The sequence below is a fragment of the Niallia oryzisoli genome, from assembly GCF_043641075.1.
Lineage (GTDB): Bacteria > Bacillota > Bacilli > Bacillales > Cytobacillaceae > Bacillus_BD > Bacillus_BD oryzisoli_A.
The window spans coordinates 131739-150679 of the sequence record NZ_JBHZRC010000008.1 but is presented as its reverse complement, the minus strand read 5'-3'; the positions used below and the strand labels follow the sequence as shown (position 1 = coordinate 150679).

20 protein-coding genes are annotated in these 18941 nt (G+C 40.9%); 3 read left to right on the top strand and 17 right to left on the bottom strand.

The features are described from left to right. Positions 1-135: 135 nt before the first annotated feature. From ACHUFV_RS19860 to ACHUFV_RS19805, 12 genes are all read right to left on the bottom strand, one after another. Positions 136-906: a class II aldolase/adducin family protein gene (locus tag ACHUFV_RS19860; RefSeq protein ID WP_394237151.1), complete on the bottom strand. Its 771-nt coding sequence runs from the start codon at positions 904-906 to the stop codon at positions 136-138. A gap of 311 nt (positions 907-1217) precedes the next feature. Further along, positions 1218-1409: a hypothetical protein gene (locus tag ACHUFV_RS19855; RefSeq protein ID WP_394237150.1), complete on the bottom strand. Its 192-nt coding sequence runs from the start codon at positions 1407-1409 to the stop codon at positions 1218-1220. Between the two features lie 118 nt (positions 1410-1527). Beyond that, complete coding sequence (locus ACHUFV_RS19850; protein ID WP_394237148.1) at positions 1528-2670, bottom strand: acyl-CoA dehydrogenase family protein; 1143 nt, start codon at positions 2668-2670, stop codon at positions 1528-1530. A gap of 540 nt (positions 2671-3210) precedes the next feature. Continuing rightward, positions 3211-3966 carry an SDR family NAD(P)-dependent oxidoreductase gene (locus ACHUFV_RS19845; RefSeq protein WP_394237147.1) on the bottom strand — a complete coding sequence of 252 codons (756 nt, stop codon included), beginning with the start codon at positions 3964-3966 and terminating at the stop codon, positions 3211-3213. A 73-nt stretch (positions 3967-4039) separates the two neighbouring features. After that, the gene (locus ACHUFV_RS19840; protein ID WP_394237145.1) at positions 4040-5038 is read right to left on the bottom strand and encodes a 3-hydroxybutyryl-CoA dehydrogenase; all 999 of its coding nucleotides are present in this window, start codon (positions 5036-5038) and stop codon (positions 4040-4042) included. Then, on the bottom strand, positions 5025-6125 hold the full coding sequence (locus tag ACHUFV_RS19835) for an NAD/NADP-dependent octopine/nopaline dehydrogenase family protein (RefSeq protein WP_394237143.1): 1101 nt from the start codon (positions 6123-6125) through the stop codon (positions 5025-5027). The genes ACHUFV_RS19840 and ACHUFV_RS19835 overlap by 14 nt, the downstream gene beginning before the upstream one ends. A gap of 43 nt (positions 6126-6168) precedes the next feature. Then, positions 6169-7215 (bottom strand): TRAP transporter substrate-binding protein, encoded by a 1047-nt coding sequence (locus ACHUFV_RS19830; RefSeq protein WP_394237141.1) that lies wholly within the window; start codon positions 7213-7215, stop codon positions 6169-6171. A gap of 103 nt (positions 7216-7318) precedes the next feature. Beyond that, entirely contained in the window at positions 7319-8608 is a 1290-nt protein-coding gene (locus ACHUFV_RS19825; RefSeq protein ID WP_394237139.1) for a TRAP transporter large permease, read from the bottom strand. Positions 8609-8612: 4 nt separating this feature from the next. Further along, positions 8613-9176 carry a TRAP transporter small permease gene (locus tag ACHUFV_RS19820; RefSeq protein ID WP_394237137.1) on the bottom strand — a complete coding sequence of 188 codons (564 nt, stop codon included), beginning with the start codon at positions 9174-9176 and terminating at the stop codon, positions 8613-8615. 114 nt (positions 9177-9290) lie between these two features. After that, positions 9291-9653, bottom strand: coding sequence for a hypothetical protein (locus ACHUFV_RS19815; protein ID WP_394237135.1), 363 nt, complete (start codon positions 9651-9653; stop codon positions 9291-9293). Positions 9654-9827: 174 nt separating this feature from the next. After that, positions 9828-11102 carry a dipeptidase gene (locus ACHUFV_RS19810; RefSeq protein WP_394237133.1) on the bottom strand — a complete coding sequence of 425 codons (1275 nt, stop codon included), beginning with the start codon at positions 11100-11102 and terminating at the stop codon, positions 9828-9830. Positions 11103-11255: 153 nt separating this feature from the next. Further along, positions 11256-11747: a flavin reductase family protein gene (locus ACHUFV_RS19805; RefSeq protein WP_394237131.1), complete on the bottom strand. Its 492-nt coding sequence runs from the start codon at positions 11745-11747 to the stop codon at positions 11256-11258. A 545-nt stretch (positions 11748-12292) separates the two neighbouring features. Here ACHUFV_RS19805 and ACHUFV_RS19800 point away from each other — a divergent pair. Continuing rightward, positions 12293-12883, top strand: coding sequence for a competence protein ComK (locus ACHUFV_RS19800; protein ID WP_394237129.1), 591 nt, complete (start codon positions 12293-12295; stop codon positions 12881-12883). A 479-nt stretch (positions 12884-13362) separates the two neighbouring features. After that, positions 13363-14256 carry an oxidoreductase gene (locus ACHUFV_RS19795; RefSeq protein ID WP_394237127.1) on the top strand — a complete coding sequence of 298 codons (894 nt, stop codon included), beginning with the start codon at positions 13363-13365 and terminating at the stop codon, positions 14254-14256. Between the two features lie 193 nt (positions 14257-14449). Here ACHUFV_RS19795 and ACHUFV_RS19790 read toward each other — a convergent pair whose 3' ends face one another. The 5 genes from ACHUFV_RS19790 to ACHUFV_RS19770 form a co-directional block, all read right to left on the bottom strand. Next, positions 14450-14752 (bottom strand): BC1872 family protein, encoded by a 303-nt coding sequence (locus ACHUFV_RS19790; protein WP_394237125.1) that lies wholly within the window; start codon positions 14750-14752, stop codon positions 14450-14452. Between the two features lie 344 nt (positions 14753-15096). Then, positions 15097-15276 (bottom strand): aspartyl-phosphate phosphatase Spo0E family protein, encoded by a 180-nt coding sequence (locus ACHUFV_RS19785; protein WP_394237123.1) that lies wholly within the window; start codon positions 15274-15276, stop codon positions 15097-15099. A gap of 338 nt (positions 15277-15614) precedes the next feature. Next, on the bottom strand, positions 15615-16805 hold the full coding sequence (locus ACHUFV_RS19780; RefSeq protein ID WP_394237121.1) for an MFS transporter: 1191 nt from the start codon (positions 16803-16805) through the stop codon (positions 15615-15617). Continuing rightward, on the bottom strand, positions 16798-17229 hold the full coding sequence (locus tag ACHUFV_RS19775) for a MarR family winged helix-turn-helix transcriptional regulator (RefSeq protein WP_394237119.1): 432 nt from the start codon (positions 17227-17229) through the stop codon (positions 16798-16800). Before ACHUFV_RS19775 ends, ACHUFV_RS19780 begins: the two co-directional genes overlap by 8 nt. A 208-nt stretch (positions 17230-17437) precedes the next feature. Continuing rightward, on the bottom strand, positions 17438-17677 hold the full coding sequence (locus tag ACHUFV_RS19770) for a glutaredoxin family protein (protein ID WP_394237117.1): 240 nt from the start codon (positions 17675-17677) through the stop codon (positions 17438-17440). 178 nt (positions 17678-17855) lie between these two features. On the opposite strand from ACHUFV_RS19770, the gene ACHUFV_RS19765 reads away from it, so the two are divergent. Further along, positions 17856-18866, top strand: coding sequence for a DUF3231 family protein (locus tag ACHUFV_RS19765; protein ID WP_394237115.1), 1011 nt, complete (start codon positions 17856-17858; stop codon positions 18864-18866). Positions 18867-18941: the final 75 nt, after the last annotated feature.

Below are 18941 nucleotides of genomic sequence, written 5' to 3'. Positions count from 1 at the left end.
GGAATCATCAGCCTGTCTCTAATCCTCTTCTCTACTAAAAAACCTGCTGCTCAATAGATGAGTAACAGGTTTTTTAACGGTATGTCATAAGAAATGGTAGAAAAAATGTCCGTAGTTTAATAGTTTAGGAGAAACTCAATCTAATAGGTCCGGCTGCTCCTTCACAATCCGCTCATAGAGTAGATTAAATTGAACCTCACCAGCCCACGGCGCCCCAACCTGCTTGCAGGTCAGCTTGGCACTATCATGATCAATCCTCTTCGGCTTTCCAACCGCTTCTGCCATCAACTGTGATTGGCAGCAGCGTTCCATGCTGATATACCACCAGGCACATTCTTCTACAGAGCCGCCGACCGTCAGCAGGCCATGATTTTGTAAAATAATGCCTTTGTGATTACCTAGAGTTTTGACAATCTTCTGCCCCTCCTCTTCATCGTATACCACACCGCCATAATCGGTTAATAGGGAGTGATCCTCATAAAAAGCACAGGCATCCTGGGTAATCGGGTCCAAGAGTCTACCGAGTGTTGACCACGTTTTCCCATATAAACCATGTGTATGTGCGGCAGCTACGACATCCGGGCGAGCCTGGTGAATTGGGATATGAATCGCAAGGGCTGCCTTATTAACGGCCTTTGTTTTTCCCTCTACAACCTCTCCCCTTTCATTTACAAGCACCAAATCACTGGACTTGATTAAGCTAAAATGAACAGCGAAGGGGTTTACCCAGAAATGGTCTGTATATTCTGGGTCACGTACCGTAATATGTCCGGCCAACCCTTCATCAAAGCCAAACCTTGAAAACAATCGAAAGGCACCAGCTAATCTATTTTTGCGATAGTGACGTTCTTCTTCTATTATTCGTAACGGGGTTACCCCTACTAATTCTTCGTTTCCTATTTCCAACCTCTCCCTTCTTTTGATTACACATTTGTTTTTACACGAGGAAAATCGTTGCGCCCTGGGAATTCAGGGGCTAGCTTGCGGGCGTTCGGCATTTTCAGCCACAATCTTGATTTCATTTATACTATATTTTCCACTTGGTGATGATATGCCATGGTCCTTTCATCGCTGACTTCATGGTTACTAGTGAGGTATTGGGCCGGTGATTATAGGGAGATTTCTATCTTTAAGGATCATCGTTATTTTGGAGCTATCTTAGATTTTCACAATATATAGTAAGGGTCATTGTGTAATCTATGAAAATGGCTGCTGTTTTATATTCCTTGCTTTTTATGTGGCTGTGTTTCTTGTGAAGGCTCACCTTTATCAAAATCCCCAATCTGCCCTGATAGATAGTCAAATGGTGTATAGATATACCTGTTCTTTCCCTTATTCATGTACATATGATAATAAAAATCTAGGACAACGATACCTAACACCACCAGATACCCTATGATTACTAGCATCTCATTGACTTCCTTTCTAAGCGGAGAGTCTTTCGCTTCCAATCCTATGAAAATGCTATTCCAAAGGCGCTCGACCTTTGGAATAGCGGATTTATTCTACTAATCTTGTGTGTCAGGATTAGATGTAGCCTTTCATCGGCGGTACGCCCAATAATACCGATCCTGCACCGTCGTACATGCTTTCGTTTAAGAACGCGTGCTGTGTCACAACCATCGCGTCGCGCAGATAACGCTGCAGCGGGTGCCCGTCATAAATGGCCGATGTGCCGGCAAGCAAGTAGGCTGACTGTACTGCGTTCGCACTTTCGCGTGCCGCTTGAGTAGCTGCCAGGCGCAGCATGCTTGTTTGGTCAGGGGATACATCGTCGCCCTTCAAAATAGACTCCCAAGCGGATTCGGTAGCCTCATAGAAGAATGCACGAGCAGATCTTAATGATGCTTCTGCCTTTGCCACGGAGATTCGTACGTAAGCGCGATCGGCCATCTTCGGTGCGCCGGTGATACTAGAACGACCGGCTGCCTGTGAAACTTCATCAAGCGCGGCGCGGGCTACGCCGAGATTTACCACCGCTAGCACCTGCGCTGCATAGGCAATCGATGGATACTTGTAGATTGGCTCATCTATCGAAGGTACCCCGCCACGGACAAAGGTCCATTCATCAGAGACAAATACGTCCTTCACCCGAAGGTCATGGCTGCCTGTTCCACGCATCCCGAGCACTTCCCAGTTCTCAACGATTTCCACATCTTCCGGCTTAAGTACCGCTGTGAGAGGCTTGCCGCCTTCCCCAGTACCAATGCCGACACCTAGAAGGTCAGCGCCCTTGCATCCGCTTGCAAACTTCCAAAGACCGTTTACACGCCAGCCGCCCTCAACCTTTTCTGCAGGCTGGACTGGAAACAGACCACCCGCAAAGGCCACATCCGGTCCATTTGCGTACACACGTGCAAGCGTTTCGCGCGGCAGGGCCGCTAGGTAGACTGCAGCAGAGCCGAAACTTGCTACCCAGCCTGCGGAGCCGTCAGCCTCTGAAATGGCCTCAATCAACTTGAGGAACTCCATAGGTGTACTAGCATCGCCGCCAAAGCAACGCGGTGCATGAGCGCGATACACGCCCAGCTGCTTCAGTTGCTCGATCATGTCCCTAGGCACATGTCGCTTCGTATCAAATTCTTCGCGACGGGCACGTATTTCGGTCAACACATCCTTGAGTAGTAGTTGCTTTTGGAATTGATTTGGGTTTTCCATATGAATAGTCATGATTCATTCCTCCCTATATCCTGTAATTTCAGCTAATGATTAATCAGTTTTCTCCAATACTAAAAAGGCGGCCAGCTATTTCTTCGAGTCAAGAATCATTAACGAATCCGCAGGCTCGAAAAAACAGTCATTTCTGGGGGACTTTGATACGTCAACAGATAATTACAGGCACGCCTCCAAGGTTTATTTTCTATTTTTATAGTAAAATATTTTGAATATTCTAACTACAACACATTAGGTCTGAATAACATAAAATAATTCGTACGATTCGTCAGTCATAAAAAAATAGGAATAAAAGGGTTATCTTTATCCAAAAACCCTGCACGTTTGCTCTAAACTAAGAATGTAAAAGCAGGACAAGACGAGACATTTTATTCATTTCTTCTAAACAAAACAAGAACACCCCCATCAACTGGACGTGTTCTTGTATTATCATCATACAGCCTTTCATTGCCAGGACGTCCGAGAATACCGAGACAGCACCTTTGTACATGCTCTCGTTAGCGAACGACCCATTCAAATGGTAAATGTATCAATACTTTATCTCATAAACCTACCGCCATTAATGTCGAAGGTTGCTCCGGTTGTAAATCCACCAGAATCAGAGGCTAAATAGGATACTAGGTCTGAAACCTCTCGCGGATCACCCACACGTTTAAGCGGAATGGTCTCTACCATTTTGGCTAATTTTTCTGGATCCATTTTATCCATCTCTGGTGTACGAATGGCAGCTGGAGCAACTGTATTAACCGTAATTCCATATTCCGCTAACGATCTAGCAAAGACTTTACCTAACACAATTTGACCTGCCTTAGAAGCAGAATAATGTGCACCTGACGTTAATGGACCTGCCTGCCCTCCAATGGAGGACATATTGATGATTCGTCCCCACTTTCTCTCTTTCATGATAGGAATGACAGCTTGTGAAAAAAAGAAGGTGCTTTTTAAATTGACAGATAAAACCTGATCCCATTCTTCCTCATTGATCTCTTCTATCGGAGTTTCAAAACGAATTCCTGCATTATTAACTAGAATATCGATTCGACCCCACTCATTTATCACTTGGTTGACCGCACGTTTTATCCCGTTAATATCAGATACATCCAATTGGATAAACATCACTTGCTTTTGTCTTTCCTCCTGTAAAAACCGCTGCCTAGTTTGTTCAAGATATTCCTTGTTTCTAATCACAAAAACGACCCTTTTTCCTTCTTTCACAAAATTTTCGGCGATGTCTAACCCAAGGCCTTTATTTGCTCCAGTAACGATCGCGACTCTTTGGTCATTCATTTCCATCAAACTCCACTCCTTTTTGAAAAAGTCAAAAATTCCTTAGATGGCAAGAATCCAATCTGAGATAGATAGACTTTTACTTAGTTGCATTGATTTTAGCATCTGATATGTACCCTAAATGCTTCAGTAAATCTACAAATTTCCGTAGGGTTTCCACTTGATATTCATCAATATTCCTTCCTTCAAATGAATAAAAGCCTTGCCCTGCTCTCATGCCGATTTCGCCTGTATTCATTTTCTCTTCAATAATTTTTGGCGGAGAGAATCGTTCCTGTTTCATTGAATCCTTTAAATAATGACTCGCATGGTAAAGCGTCTCCGCACCACCCCAGTCAATAAATTCTAAGAGTCCTAGAATAGCAAAACGCAGACCAAATCCTACTGTAGATGCTTTATCAATGTCTTCAACGGTGGCTACTCCTTCTTCCACAAGGCGAGATGCTTCATTCATTGCTAACGCCTGAATCCTTGGAACAATAAAGCCTGGTGAAGGGGCACAAGTGACAGGTACTTTCCCTATGCCTTCAAGTAATTGAATCATTTTCTGCAAGTATTCAGAACTAGTTGATTCCGATGGACTTACTTCTACTAACGGCATTAAGTAAGCAGGATTCAACCAATGTGTATTCATAAATCGCTCTTTCCCTTGAACATAATTCACTAGGTCATTAGCTGAAAAAGAAGATGTAGTAGAAGCAATGATCGTTTCCTCTGACAACGTGTCACAAATCGAAGCAAAAACAGATTTTTTTACTTCTAAAATTTCCGGAACCGCTTCAAATAGTACATCTGCGTTCTGCCAGGACTGATTGTGGTCTTTTATTGAACAGACTTCAATACTACTTAAAATCGTCTCAACCGACTCTCTTACTATTACATTCGTTGCGACTAGGATTTCTAATTGGTTCCTTAATTCGTTAAAGACTTGCTCCTCTAACAAGAGGAACTCTTCTTTTGTTCTATCTTTTATATCAATTAAAATGACGGGATATCCTTGATAGGCGAAAGAAAGGGAGATTCCTCTCCCCATCCTTCCTGCCCCCGCTACTGCGATGACCCCATTAGTTAATTTCATATTGGATCACGCCTTTATCTAAAATGTCTTTCACTTGCTCTACCGTTTTAGTAGATAGTCCTAGGCTCCCCATTGTTCGTCCTGTCTTGTTCAGATCTTCCCCTATCACACTGGAGGCAAGAGCTAGCAGCCCGGACGCAACCGGCACCGGAATATTTAACCATTCACCTAAGGAGACAAGGAATGCAAGTCCGCATGCCACATCCTCCCTCATATAGCGATGATGATAAAGGTTAAGAGGTTCATGCCAATCATGCCCATCCACGAGCTTCTCGTGTGCGCCGTTACCATACATCCACTCGTCTCCGTCATGATTATAGTGATCCTCGAGCGGAAAATGAGGGGCGGTATATCCTAATGCCTCACGAATCTTGATTCGTTCAGCATCGAGTGCTCGATGAACATTCCGAATCGCAGGCTGGGTACCTTCATCATGAATATCCCACTTATCAAAATGTTCAATTGGTCCAGCGTTCATTAAGATGAGTGGCGGGTGAATAATCGGACCTGCATTCATCAACGCTCCATCTAGAGCATCTTGGATCTCTTCAACAGCAGGATAGGCTTCTTTTAAAATACGAAAGGCATAGTCTGATTGATTACTAGGGAACACCCCTGTTGGAAGCCTTGTCCCGCGTCCTGAAATCGAAACGGTTTCTTCATCATGCTTTCTTGCTAAATATGGCAGGGTTCCTGTTTCCGCAAACATCACATTCGCTTTACAGCCTTCCTCAACAAGAGCCTTGGACATGACATAACTGCCGAATGTTCCAGGTGGTAAGAAAATAACTTGTCCATCCTCTAAGATCGGTGCCAATTGCTTGGCAAGTGAGCTTTGCGTGACTGCGGGCAGGGGAATGACAATGAGCTGTACTCCTTGAATCGCCTCTTTCAGATTGGTTGTAGCGTTCGCTAACGTAACCGTTCTATTCCCCTTATAGTCCTTTACTAGGATCGTTTTGGTTTCCAAAACCCTTTGAAAGGCTTCTTCATTTCGTCTCCAAAGATTGACCTCATGACCTTGTTCCGTCAAATCTACTGCTGCCGCATAAGCTCCATTTCCTCCACCAAGCACCGCAATCTTCATCTATATTCCTCCATTCATTATTTGTATATGAGTGTTTTGTTTCTTACTTCGAGTATTGCTCAACTAATTCGTTGATTCGGTCTCGGTATTCTGCACCTGGTAACCCTTGTTTCTCTGCTTTCTTTACTGCTGCTTCTTGAACCGGTTTGATCTTTTCATCCCAAATTTTTGATTCTTCATCCGTTAAAGGAACAACTTTTAGTCCTTGTTCATCAGCACTCCATTTCATGGACTCTGCTGTGTGTTCATCTAAATATTTTCCTGTGAAAACAGTCATTTCTCCATTCAATTCATCTATCACTTTCTTGACGTCCTCAGGAAGGCTTTCCCATTTATCTTTATTCATGACAGCTACAAAGGTATTGATCGTTAAAGGATAATCGGTTACAAATTTAACGTATTCAGCTAGTTTTAAATCCTTTAATACTTCACGCGAGGAAACATTTCCATCCACTACCGCTGTTTGTAACGCTTCTGGTACTTCTGATTGTGCCATCCCTACCGGTGCTGCTCCTAATACTTCCATTACTGGCGTTAACGCACCTGAAATACGCAATTGAGTACCAGAAAGTTCATCTAGATTGGAAATACTCTTCGTGCTTTGGATATACGCAGGCTCTGTTGCAAAAGCAGTAATTACTTTAAAATCCTTCAGTGCTTCTGGTGGATACTCCTCGATCAAATCTGCCACCACTTGGCTAGCTACTTCAGAATTTGGATAACCATTTGGTAAATCTGAAATTTCTAACAATGGAAAACGTCCTGGTTCATACGTGGTAGAAGTTAAACCAATGTCAGCAGTACCATTTGACACTCCATCAAACATGTTATCTGCCTCGAGTAATGTTCCACCAAAGAACATATCTACCTCTACTTTCCCATCCGTTCTCTTCTCTAATTCCTCTCCCCATTTTTTCATTTGAACAGCTGGAAACGTATTATCTGGTGCAAAAAAGGCATAGGATAGAGTAATTTTTTCGTCATCCCCACCGCCTGAAGAGCTGCTTGAACTACATGCCCCTAATAAAGAAACCATTGCAGCACTCATTACTACCAAAGCCTTCATCCTGAACTTTTTTTTGAACGACATACCTTCATCTCCCTTATCATTGTTTTTTATTTATTCATCTAAATTTCTTACTAGTTTCCTAGTTATTACCAATCACCATGGAATGCAGGTCAGACGATTCCACCTAAAGAATAAACGTCACAATTTGCGGGAATAGAATGAGCAATCCAATAAACACAAAATATGGGATAAGAAAATAGGATGTTCCTCTAAAAACAGTCGTTATTGGCGTTGAAGGTGTTAACCCCTGGACGACAAATACATTTACTCCTACTGGCGGAGTGATCGCGCCAAGACTCGTTACGACACAAAGGACGATAGCAAACCAAACCGGATCGTATCCTAACGCAAGCACCGTTGGATAGAAGATTGGTAAGGCAATTGTTAAGAAGCCCATTGCATCCATAAGCGCTCCACCAATGATAAAGATCACAAGGATGGCAAGGAGGATAACGACAGCAGGCACTGCAAGTCCACTCACCCATTCCGCCACATCAAAAGGCATTCTCGTAATGGCTAAAAATCGTCCAAACACCATCGCCCCAACAATTAGCATCCATACCATAATCGATGAACGCAGCGTGCTCGCGATTGATTCCTTTAAGTTCTCCCACGTTAATTTACGCATAATAAGGGCTAGAATAATGGCACCAAAGGCACCAACGGCAGCCGATTCTGTTGGTGTAAACCAGCCTAAGAACAGACCTCCAATAACAAAGACAAATAAAATGCCGATTGGAACAACTCCTTTTAACGAGCGAATCCGTTCTTTCATATCCGTCTTTTCCCCAGCAGGTCCAAGAGTCGGATCTTTCCAACAAATAAACACAATCGTCAGGATCAATAAAATGGTTAATATAATTCCTGGAACAATACTCGTTAAAAATAAATCTCGTACAGACTGCTCCATTTGTAACGCTAACACGATTAACACCGTACTAGGTGGGATAATAACGCCTAATGTTCCACCTGTAGCAATACTTCCTGTACTTAGGGCTTTATTGTATTTATATTTTTCCAATTCTGGTAATGCCATTGTTCCAATCGTAGCCGCTGTTGCAGAGTTAGATCCACTAATAGAGCCAAAGACAGCACTCGCTAGCATTGTAGTACTTGCCATCCCACCGCGGTAATGACCTACCCATGTATAGGCTGAATAAAAGAGCTTTTCTGCAATCCCTGTTCGGTATACCACTTCACCCATTAGGATAAACAAAGGGATAACACTCAAGGAATAACTCGTAAACTGACTCCATAAATCAGCACTTAATACATTGTTGGCTGCCCTTGGAGATGCTGCCAGGATTAACCCAATATACCCGACAATAAACATTGCGAAGCTAATCGGCATGCGCAGAAACATTAGCACAAACATAATAATAATTCCGATGATAGATAAGAGAATTGGATCCATACTGTTACTCCTTCCAAATCAAGATCGTTTCTTTAATGATGGCAAGAACTATCCCAATGAATCCTAATGAACATAGCTGGACAATTGGATAAAACGGAATTCGTAAGGTTTCAGATACCACTCCGCTTCCCATCATATTCATCCCATGCTGGAATATAAGCCAGCCTGCTACGAGGAAGAAGATGGCACTCACGATATTTACAAGGGTATGAATACTCTTACTCACTATTTCTGGGAATTTGTTAATCAGCAGATCCATAAAAACATGGCCTTTATGTAATTGTGCATACCCAAGTGAAAATATACCTGAGATCGCTCCAAGCCAAGTGGCCACCTCCACTGTTCCAGCAAAGGGATCTGAAAACATCCGTTTGATCGCATTCAAAACAATTAATAGCATTAATAAGACAACTGCTGCTCCTGCAATCCATGCTAAGCCTTCATTCATTTTATCGACCATCGTAAAAAATAAATTGGTAGACTTTGATTTTGATCTTTTAACGGTTTTATCATAGAGATTCACTTTTGCCTGATCATCTATGACTGGAATTGATTGATCCCTATCCATCCTCATACCCCCATGTATAATGCTGTATGCTTTTTTATCTATCAGAGAAAGGAAAGACTCATCTCTCAGTCCTTCCTTCTCCATTTACTATTTTTTCAGTTTTCAATGATCTCCTTACTTTTCCAATAAGAAAAACGGACGGCCAATGGATGCTTCTAATCTAAAATAACGATCCAATCCTGTAGCTCGGAATGAATGAGTCATATCTGTCACTGTTTGCAGATTGGGAACATTGTATAGGAAACATGCATGCCATCCTGTAGGACCCGCGTGCCCGGCTGTCAGGATATCACGGTCAAATGTCCCTAGTAATTCTGAACCATTTTGACTCCAACCTTGTACAACCTCATTCAATAAAGGGAGTATTTCTGTTTCTTTTTGCCCTTGTGTTGTATCAAACCACCCTGTTGACTCAAATGTGATAAATACTCGTAACTTTTCTGGAATAATTGGGGCACCATGTTTCATTTCACTCATTATGGTCATCTCCTTAGTTTTTTTAATTTTCATTATTTTCTGTATATTTTCGATTATACTTTACCTATTCTTCCGTTTCAATCATTGATTCGGAGGGGTTTTTTACAGGAAGACTCTTTAATGATAAGAAGCAGATTACGAATGAGAGGTGGCAAAGCTTGATCCGCTTATGTTTTATACCAAAATACCTTCCAGAATCCGCAAAGCATTTCCGCCAATGATTTTTTCAATATCTAGAACCTTATAATTTTTCTTTATCAGCCACTTAATCATGTTACTCATCGCTTCTGTTGGATTTTCTAACCCTGTTACATAGGGAAAGGATTCGTATTCCTGATTTCCATGGGAGTCATGAAGCGATAGCATCGCATCAAACTCATTTTGCAGTGCCACATGATCACCGAAAAAGGTATCAGGTCCTAACCCGACATGGTCTATTCCTACTAAATCGATGAGGTATTCAACATGCTCCATGACCGATTCAAGGTTATGATCATTCGGATTTTTCGCAGATAATGTTGTATTTGGAGCAGCACAAACGCCAATCACACCTCCCTTTTCCGCACATTTCTGCAAGACGACATCCGGCTTCATTCTAGGTGAATTCCACACTCCTCTCGCGCCGGCATGTGTGATCATCACCGGTGCTTCACTTGCTTCAATGACATCAAGGCTTGTGCGGTCCCCACAATGTGAGATATCGATGACCATGCCAAGCTGATTCATTCGCTCGACTACTTTTCTACCAAACTTCGTTAACCCGCCGTCATGTGGTTCCGTCAGGCCGGACCCTAGTGTATTAGCATCATTATAAGTAATTCCCATACAGCGGATACCCAGTCCATAAAGGACATCGACACGGTCAACCTCATTTTCAAGGATGCTAGCAGCCTCTAATGATGGTAAAATAGCCATTCGATTCGATTGTTTTGCCTTCAGTAGATCCTGATACGTGTGTGCGATATATACCGTGTCCTGCTTGGCGATATCACAGTAACGAATCCCCAGGGTTAAAATCACATCGTTCCACTTTAGTCCGTTTTGCGATGTGATAAGAGAGATTCCATCCATAAAGTTTTCGAATATCACATCTATTCCCGAGCGAGCAAGGCCCTCATAGTCATACGCTGTATGAAGTTGTCGGCAATATGGAATGATGTCGTCTGGGTTTTTAGGAACGATAAAACCATGGTCCCTTAGTGAAACAATGGGATAATATTTTAGCAGCGTGTCAAAAATACGTTCCTCTGCTTCAGTCAGCTTCAGGTCATAGGTGCTTTGATATCTCTCTGTTCCAGGGAGCTGGTATGGTTTATAATGCTTCCCCGGTGTCAGGTGTTGAAACGAACGATAGCCATCATAATGTTTTAGAGGTTGTACAGGCTGATTTACAGGCTGTTTTCCTGTCGTCCGTTTTACAGTTTGCTGTACGGTCTGTTTAAAAGTCATCGTGGTCACCTCGCTTTATGGTTTGTAGTATTTTGATTAGTTTTCAGTTTTTTTAATAGCAATGAGTGAATGTCAGAACAGTTAACTTACTATTGAATAATGAAAAAGTGGTGTAGCCTCGCTAATTCGTTTTTCTTCTTTTATAGTAGGAAACTATTGATTAGGAGTCGATGAAGCGGGAAGTGTGCTAATTTTCCCTTTGTAGAATAGCAGCGGTTTTTTCGTTTCATCTCTCGCAATCTCCTTCACTAGCCCAGTGACAATGATGTGATCTCCGCCTTCAAGTACCTCGTGAACGTTACATATAATCGATGAAAGGTTTTCTTTTAAAACAGGAATACCATCCGTTGAAAGGTCATACTGTGCATTCGCAAATTTATCAGCACCCTTTTTCGCAAAGGTCCAGCAATCAGCCTCCTGCTCCTCTGATAAAATATTCACGACAAACGGACGACCAGCTACAAAGGCTGGTAAACTATAGCTTTTCTTATCAATACAAACCAAGATTAATGGCGGTTCTAATGAAAGAGATGAGAAGGCATTAGCCGTCAATCCAATGTATTCCCCTTTATCATTCTTCAAAGTAATAATGGTAACCCCTGTAGCAAACGTACCCAATGTATTCCGAAATTCTCTTTGATCCATAAAATGGCCCCTTTTTTCATTATTATTTATACTTAAATAACAACATCGCTCTTACGGAATGAATCATATTGAATACTATTTATATAGTAGAATATTCTGAAGATTCTAACTACCACACAAACAGCCTAAATTTATTAAGCGAATTAACACTATTAGTACAGTGCTAACAATAAGGAAGCGGGGGGTCGGTTCTCCTGCTTCTTCTTTTGTTATTTGGAAGCGGAGGGACGGTTCTCCTGCTTCCTGATTCTTACTATTTCTATTGATTGATTAATATCTATTGAAAACTGATGGAGTATTGTCTAACTTTTGAAGTAGCGAGATAATATTTCCAAGTTAACCCATATTCCTATTGATTAAGCTATGGTAGATTGATATTATTTAGATTGTGAAATATAACACATTTGTGCAAACCTACCTGTCTTTACCTTGTATATCCATTATTATCTCCTTATATGTAAACTCTTTCATTATTAAACAAAGAAGGAATTACTATGTATGAAAACCTAGCATACTACAAATATAAATGGATGGAGTATACTTGAATGAATACGAGATCACACTACATTATTAACAGCAGAACATCCGCACTAGCTTCTCATTTTGAATTGGGCCACGAATATACCCGAGTTGTGCAGGGCCATGAGGTTTTTATTGTCCGGCAAACTCTTGAAGAAATTGTCAGGGCATCTTTCCACTACTATGAACAAAGCCTCGAAGGAGCCATCCATTTAGCTCGAAAAATCCTGAAAAGGTCTGATTACATTCCAATCGCGTTATCTGCAGCACATAACCTAATCCTCATCCGCTGCAAAGCACCAAATCAAGATGGCATCATTTGGCTCATCTGCTCTCAAATTCAAGAAATCCACCGCTATAGGATAAATAAAACAACTGTAGTATTGAAAAATGGACCTTCAATTGATGTTGATATAAAGGTGAATACCCTTCAAGACCTGCTGGGTTTGGGAGCAGACCTTTGTTCTGCTCTAATTCAATCAGATTCAAGGAAAACCAAGAGTTATTTCTATGATCCAAAAAAGGGGATAGCCCTGGTTTGGGAAAATGGGCAATTGAATTATATCGTCAAGCGAAACAAAGAGGATGATGAGGATTTGGATATGGTGCTGAAATGAAGTAAGAAAGGTTAAAAGGGCAGAGGAGATAACCAGAATAACGGTTATCTTCTCTGCCCTTTTTATTTTATGGATGGAAGCAGGAGAACCGTCCCCCTGCTTCCTAAGTGCCCCTGCCAAGGAAGTTTATTTTACCATATTTAGTTTGGGTGCTCAATTAGGGAGTTGAATATATGGCTGATTGGTTTTCATATACTTATAATAAGGTAGAATAACCCTGGAGATATAAACTGCAATCAGATGCGGCTAAAATCTCCATACTAAAAAAAGAGCTTGACCATCTAGTAAACTCTTTTATTGTTTGAATGACTCTTTAAAGAATCAAACACTGTACTGTCATTGCTAAAAGAAAGGAAGCAAGAGAACCGTCCCTCTGCTTCATTACATTTTGTTACGAAAATAGACATTACCTTCCACTCATGTAGGATGTTAAAGTATAAATACCATTGAAAAGGAGCCGTGATAGGAGCATGAATTCGATGACACAGGTAGACTTAACAGGAAAAACCGCTATTATTACAGGGGCAAATAGCGGAATCGGATATGGAGCAGCGAAAGATTTTGTTCGTAATGGTGCTCGGGTCATTATGGCTGTAAGGAACGAGGATAAAGGAAAGGTAGCAAGGGAGAGGATTTTGCAGGAAAATCCTCAAGCTGCGATTGACGTGATGCGAATTGATTTAGCTGACCTTGCGAGTATTCGGAGCTTTGCAGATGCTATTAAAGGCCAACTGGATTCGCTTGATCTATTAATCAACAACGCAGGTGTTATGATGCCGCCACACTCCAAAACAAAGGACGGCTTTGAGCTGCAATTCGGCAGCAACCATCTTGGTCATTTCGCCTTAACCGGTCAACTGCTCCCTTTGTTAAAAAACACACCCGGTTCGCGTGTCGTCACAGTCAGCAGCCTAGCCCACAAAGGATCAGAAATTCTGTTCGATAATCTGGACGGGTCAAAGGGGTATAAGAAGTTCCAATTTTACGGGCAAAGTAAGCTGGCCAATCTAATGTTTGCCAGAGAATTAGATAAGAGATTAAAGCAGCATGGCTTGGAAACGATCAGCCTTGCCTGCCATCCGGGAATTTCGTCCACCAATCTGTTTAAGTTTGGAAAAAAAGACGCTCCAAACTTTATGAAGAGCCTAATGGACAAGCTCCTGCAGCCAGCTGACATGGGAGCACTTCCAACCATCTATGCAGCAACCCATCCATCCTTAAAAGGCGGCGAATACATCGGTCCAGATGGAAAAGGACGCCGAAAAGGCTACCCGGCATTAGACACACCACATCCAGTCGCAAACGACGAAGATGTCATAAACAAACTATGGGAAATATCGGAAAAACTAACCGGAGTTGTATTTGATTTTTAGGAAGCGGAGGGACGGTTCTCCTGCTTCCATAAAGTATTTCATTCGCAAGCAATGAAGATAAATGCAAAAAAACGCCGGTATATGGCATATGGTTCACACCATAACACATATATCGGCGGTTTTCTTTCTTTTATCAAGGCAGTAAAAATGCTTTTTTGACCTCACCCTTACTATTTAATAATTCCAATACTATCTATTTCCCTGCTACTGCATAATAATTCTTAACTAGTTTATACGCTGCATTTGTAATGGCTTCTGGTAAGGTAGCACCCCTTCCGATTGCATCATCAAAATATACTTCTGAAACTCCGTTTGTACGATAGTCAACGCCAAACATCTCTAGTTTTTTTACAATTAACATCGCATGCTCCATAAATTTCTCAGGATGAAAGTAGGATTCATGGACAAATGAATCTTTCTCAACATCATACCAGCTATTTTTGCTATACGTTTTCCAGCCTAATATCTCACGCACGATTGTATCTTTTTTGTTCATCCCCACTGACCTCTTTCTATCATTTTTTAAAAACATCTCATTTTTGTTATATAACAATTTATTAATTTATGATTTGATTATATAACAGATTAAACCCAACTTCTACTATTTTAAGAAAATTATTTCTAATAAAAAAACAGGGGGACGGTTCTCCCGCTTCCAAATATGCTCTATATGACCTCACATGAAGGCATATGTCATTCAATATTTCATAAAAGCACTTTCCCTTCCTAAACCAAGAAGAGCGGTTCCCTTTGATCCCTTCACTCCATCATCCTTATGGACGAACAAAAAAGAAGCAGAAGAACCGACCCTCTGCTTCGGCTTTTCTGCTTTCTTCTTGTTTATTTGGTTAATTGGATAGATTGGTATTTTGTGATATATTCGTCAAGGGTTTGGCTTAGGGTGATGGTTTTCATGCTAGCAAGTCCTTCTTGCATGCCAGCTTGTATCATTTTTTCACGAATTGAATCAATGGCGTTGATTAGGTCTTTTTTTTCATCATGTTTGGACTTAACTAACATTACTCTAGCCCCTTTTTAAGAATATAGTTATTATCTAGTAATTTTTTCTATTATATATAAGTTCGTTTATTCATAATCTAGTATCTTCATGTATTGATAGTATTAAATTATCATAAAATAACTTCGAATGAAGGCGAATCTTGTACCCAAAAGAAATAAATATCACAACATTTCTAGTAAAATATCTACAAAATTCTTCATTTTTCGCCAAAACTGCCACGTTCAAGATAAAAAACGGCACATTATCATTCAAAAACTGCCATTCTACAAAAAAATAGTGTCAGGCACCGCAGATGGACAATTGCTTGCAATTGTCTTTTTGCGGTGCCTGACACCCGTTATCGTGCTAAGGCATTGATGCTTGCTTTTTCTTTTTTGCCGTGCAGTAAGAAGTATAGAGCCATTGAGGCGATGACAACAATTCCCAGGATCATATAAAGGGTACTATAGCCTGTGTATGGAATGATGTATCCAAGCACGTACGGCCCAAATCCGAGTCCTGCGTCAAGAAAGATAAAGAATGTTGATGTAGCGAGTCCCATTCGATGGGCCGGAGTCAGTTTAACAGCAATCGCCTGCGTACATGACTGCATATTTCCAAATCCTAGTCCGATGAAAATACCCGACAATAACAAAATCAGGCTATTATGTGCTGAGCCTAAAAGCAGCAATCCGGCTGTAAAGAGAATAAAAGCCGGGTACATCACATAGTTTGCCCCTTTTATATCCATTAAACGACCTGTGAATGGACGCGAAATCAGCACGGCAATCGAATAAACAAGAAAGAAGAAGCTTGCTGCACTAACAAGATTAATTTCAAGTGCATAGAAATTAATAAAGGACAAAACGCTTGAGTAGCAAAAAGCAACAACCAGTGTAATCACAGCAATCGGAATGGCCCTTGGCTCAATAAATTGAGACAGCTTAAAGCCTTTTACCTCAGCTGTTTTTGCTGATTTCTCTAATTTCGGCACATACACAAAGAATGCGGTAATCAAACTGATGATTCCTAATGCGAGACATAGAGTAAAAATCACTTGAGAACTTGTATGCTGAGTCATATAAAGTCCAATGAATGGTCCGATGGCTGTCGCCAATGTCGCACTCATGCTGAAATACCCGATACCTTCTCCCTTTCGCTCTGCTGGGATGATCTGGGCGATTATGGTTCCAGTAGCCGTACTCGCAATTCCCAATGTAATCCCATGCAATAAGCGTGTAATAAGCAGAAAAGAAATCCCAATTTGGATAAAATATAAGCTTGTAGCTGCTAGATAAAGAATTAATCCAAGGAATAATGTTCTTTTACGACCAATTGAATCCATCAGTCGTCCAATTAACAGACGCCCGATTAATGCCCCAACAATAAAAATCCCTGTCACAAGCCCTGCCTGACTGGCTGAAGCGTGATATTCATTTACCGCATAGCTCCCAATAATAACAATCAATAAATAAAACACTAATGTTAATAAAAAATTGACGCTGGATACAATAATAAAATCCTTTGTCCATAATTTCGGTTTATTCACTTTTGCTCCCCTCTCGACGCATAATATGACTTTGAATTTTCGGAAGGGTTTCGTACACAACCAATTGCTCGTCATGCGTGATGCCTTCCATCACCTGATGTTCTAAATCTGTAATTTTTTTTCTCATTTCCTTGTAAATCTCTTCCCCTGATGCCGTTAGCTGAATTACTTTTTCCCTCCGGTCCTTACCCGGAATATGCTCGACAATTTGCAGCTCTTCCAATCGTTGGACCCTTCTTGTTATGGTAGGCTTTTCAACATGATAATAATTAGATATATCTACAAGCGTTGAAGCACCATTGTTTTTTATATAAAAAATAACCTGCCATAAAGAATAGGATAGCTGCTGAGAACTCATCAATTCATTTAACGTGGTAATCAGCGGTCGATACAAACTTAAATATCGCTGAAAAAATCCCTGCACTTCCTTCATCCCTTCCTAAAATAGTTACTAAGGATAACTATTACTAAAGGTAACTATAAAACGTTATAATTAATATGTCAATAGTATTTACCTACTTAATTGAATTATGTCAAGATTCTATTTATTTCAAAAACAATATGTGGAGTGATCACATCTGTTCGATGCATAAAAAAAACGAGCCAGGCTATCAACCACAGCTCGTTTACTTTTATTGTTTTCTCGATTGAATCAGTTCAATCAGTTCAGGGTTAAAGCCCTTCACAGCCCGCTCTCCCACAACAGTCACTGGAACACCCAAGAAGCCGTATTTCTCGACCTCCTTTTTATATTCCTCACTGTTTGTAATATTTCTAGCCTCGAACGGAATTCCTTCCGCGGTCAGCATCTGTTTGACAACACTACACTCCACACAATCATCCATCGTATAGACAATGACGGGTTTATCCATTTTGTATCCTCCTTATGGCAAAGTTCTATTTTCAATTATAAAGGTAGGATTGGTTTAATAATACTTTTTAAGCCCTAAACATCCCCCAACAAAAAGGAAGCAACAGAACCGTCCCTCTGCATACTTCCATCATTTACTGTTTAAGCTAAATGTAGAGACTTTTGGAGGAGGTATCGTTATGCCTGATAAACCGGCCATTTCTTCATCGGAGCTTGGCACATTATGGCTTACATATCAAGAAAAGACAATGGCTTTACGATTGTTAGAATACTTTAAATTGAAAGCTGATGATGACCAAGCCAAGGATATTATCACAAATCTATATGAAGAAGTAGAACATTTCATCGAGAAAATAAATGCAACGTTTCAACAGGAAGGTGCCGTGATACCAGTAGGGTTTACTTCTGAGGATGTGAATATTGGAGTGCCAAAATTATATGATAGCGGATTCGATATCATGTTCGTCCGCTTGCTAAATGAAATAAGCATGGGCTTGCACTCACTTAATATTACGATGTCCTTTCGGGAGGATATCACCATAATGTTTAAAGAAATGACGGCAGTTACGCAAAAGTATTACCTTCTTTGTACGCAATATTTGCTGGAAAAAGGACTGCTACCCCGCTCTCCTTATGTTTCCATGCCAAAATCGGTTGAGTTTGTGAAGGACAAAGATTATTTAGGCGGGTTCCCTATGAACCCATTTAATAATAAAAAACGGACATTAAATACGGTGGAAGTCTCCCATCTCCACCATTCCATTGAGTCAAATGTCACCGGGATGCAGATGATTACAGGCTTTGCTCAATGCGCAAGTAATGAAGAGATTAGAAAATACTTCCTAGAAGGCGCAGAGCTTTCTAAAAGTATCATTAAGGAAATAAGAGAGGTATTATTAGAAAGTAATGTACTATCACCAGAACCATCGGGTGGCCACGTAACTCGCTCTACTTCTGCACCATTTTCGGATAAATTAATGATGTATTGCACTAGTTTATTTTGCAGCTTTGCGATGGGCAGTAACTCGTTAGGAACAGCTTTCAGTTTACGAAATGATTTAGCAGCGAAAAATGCTGCGTTCATGAAGGATATCTTTGAATATGCCCATAAAGCAGCAAAAATCATGATTAAGAATGGCTGGATGGAAGAGCCGCCTCAGATGGAGGAAAGAAAGCAAATCATTGAATAAACACACGAGATAAACGTTCACTTTTTAAAAAAAAGTGGCTAAAAAAGGCTTTCTATACGAGACAACACACGTCCC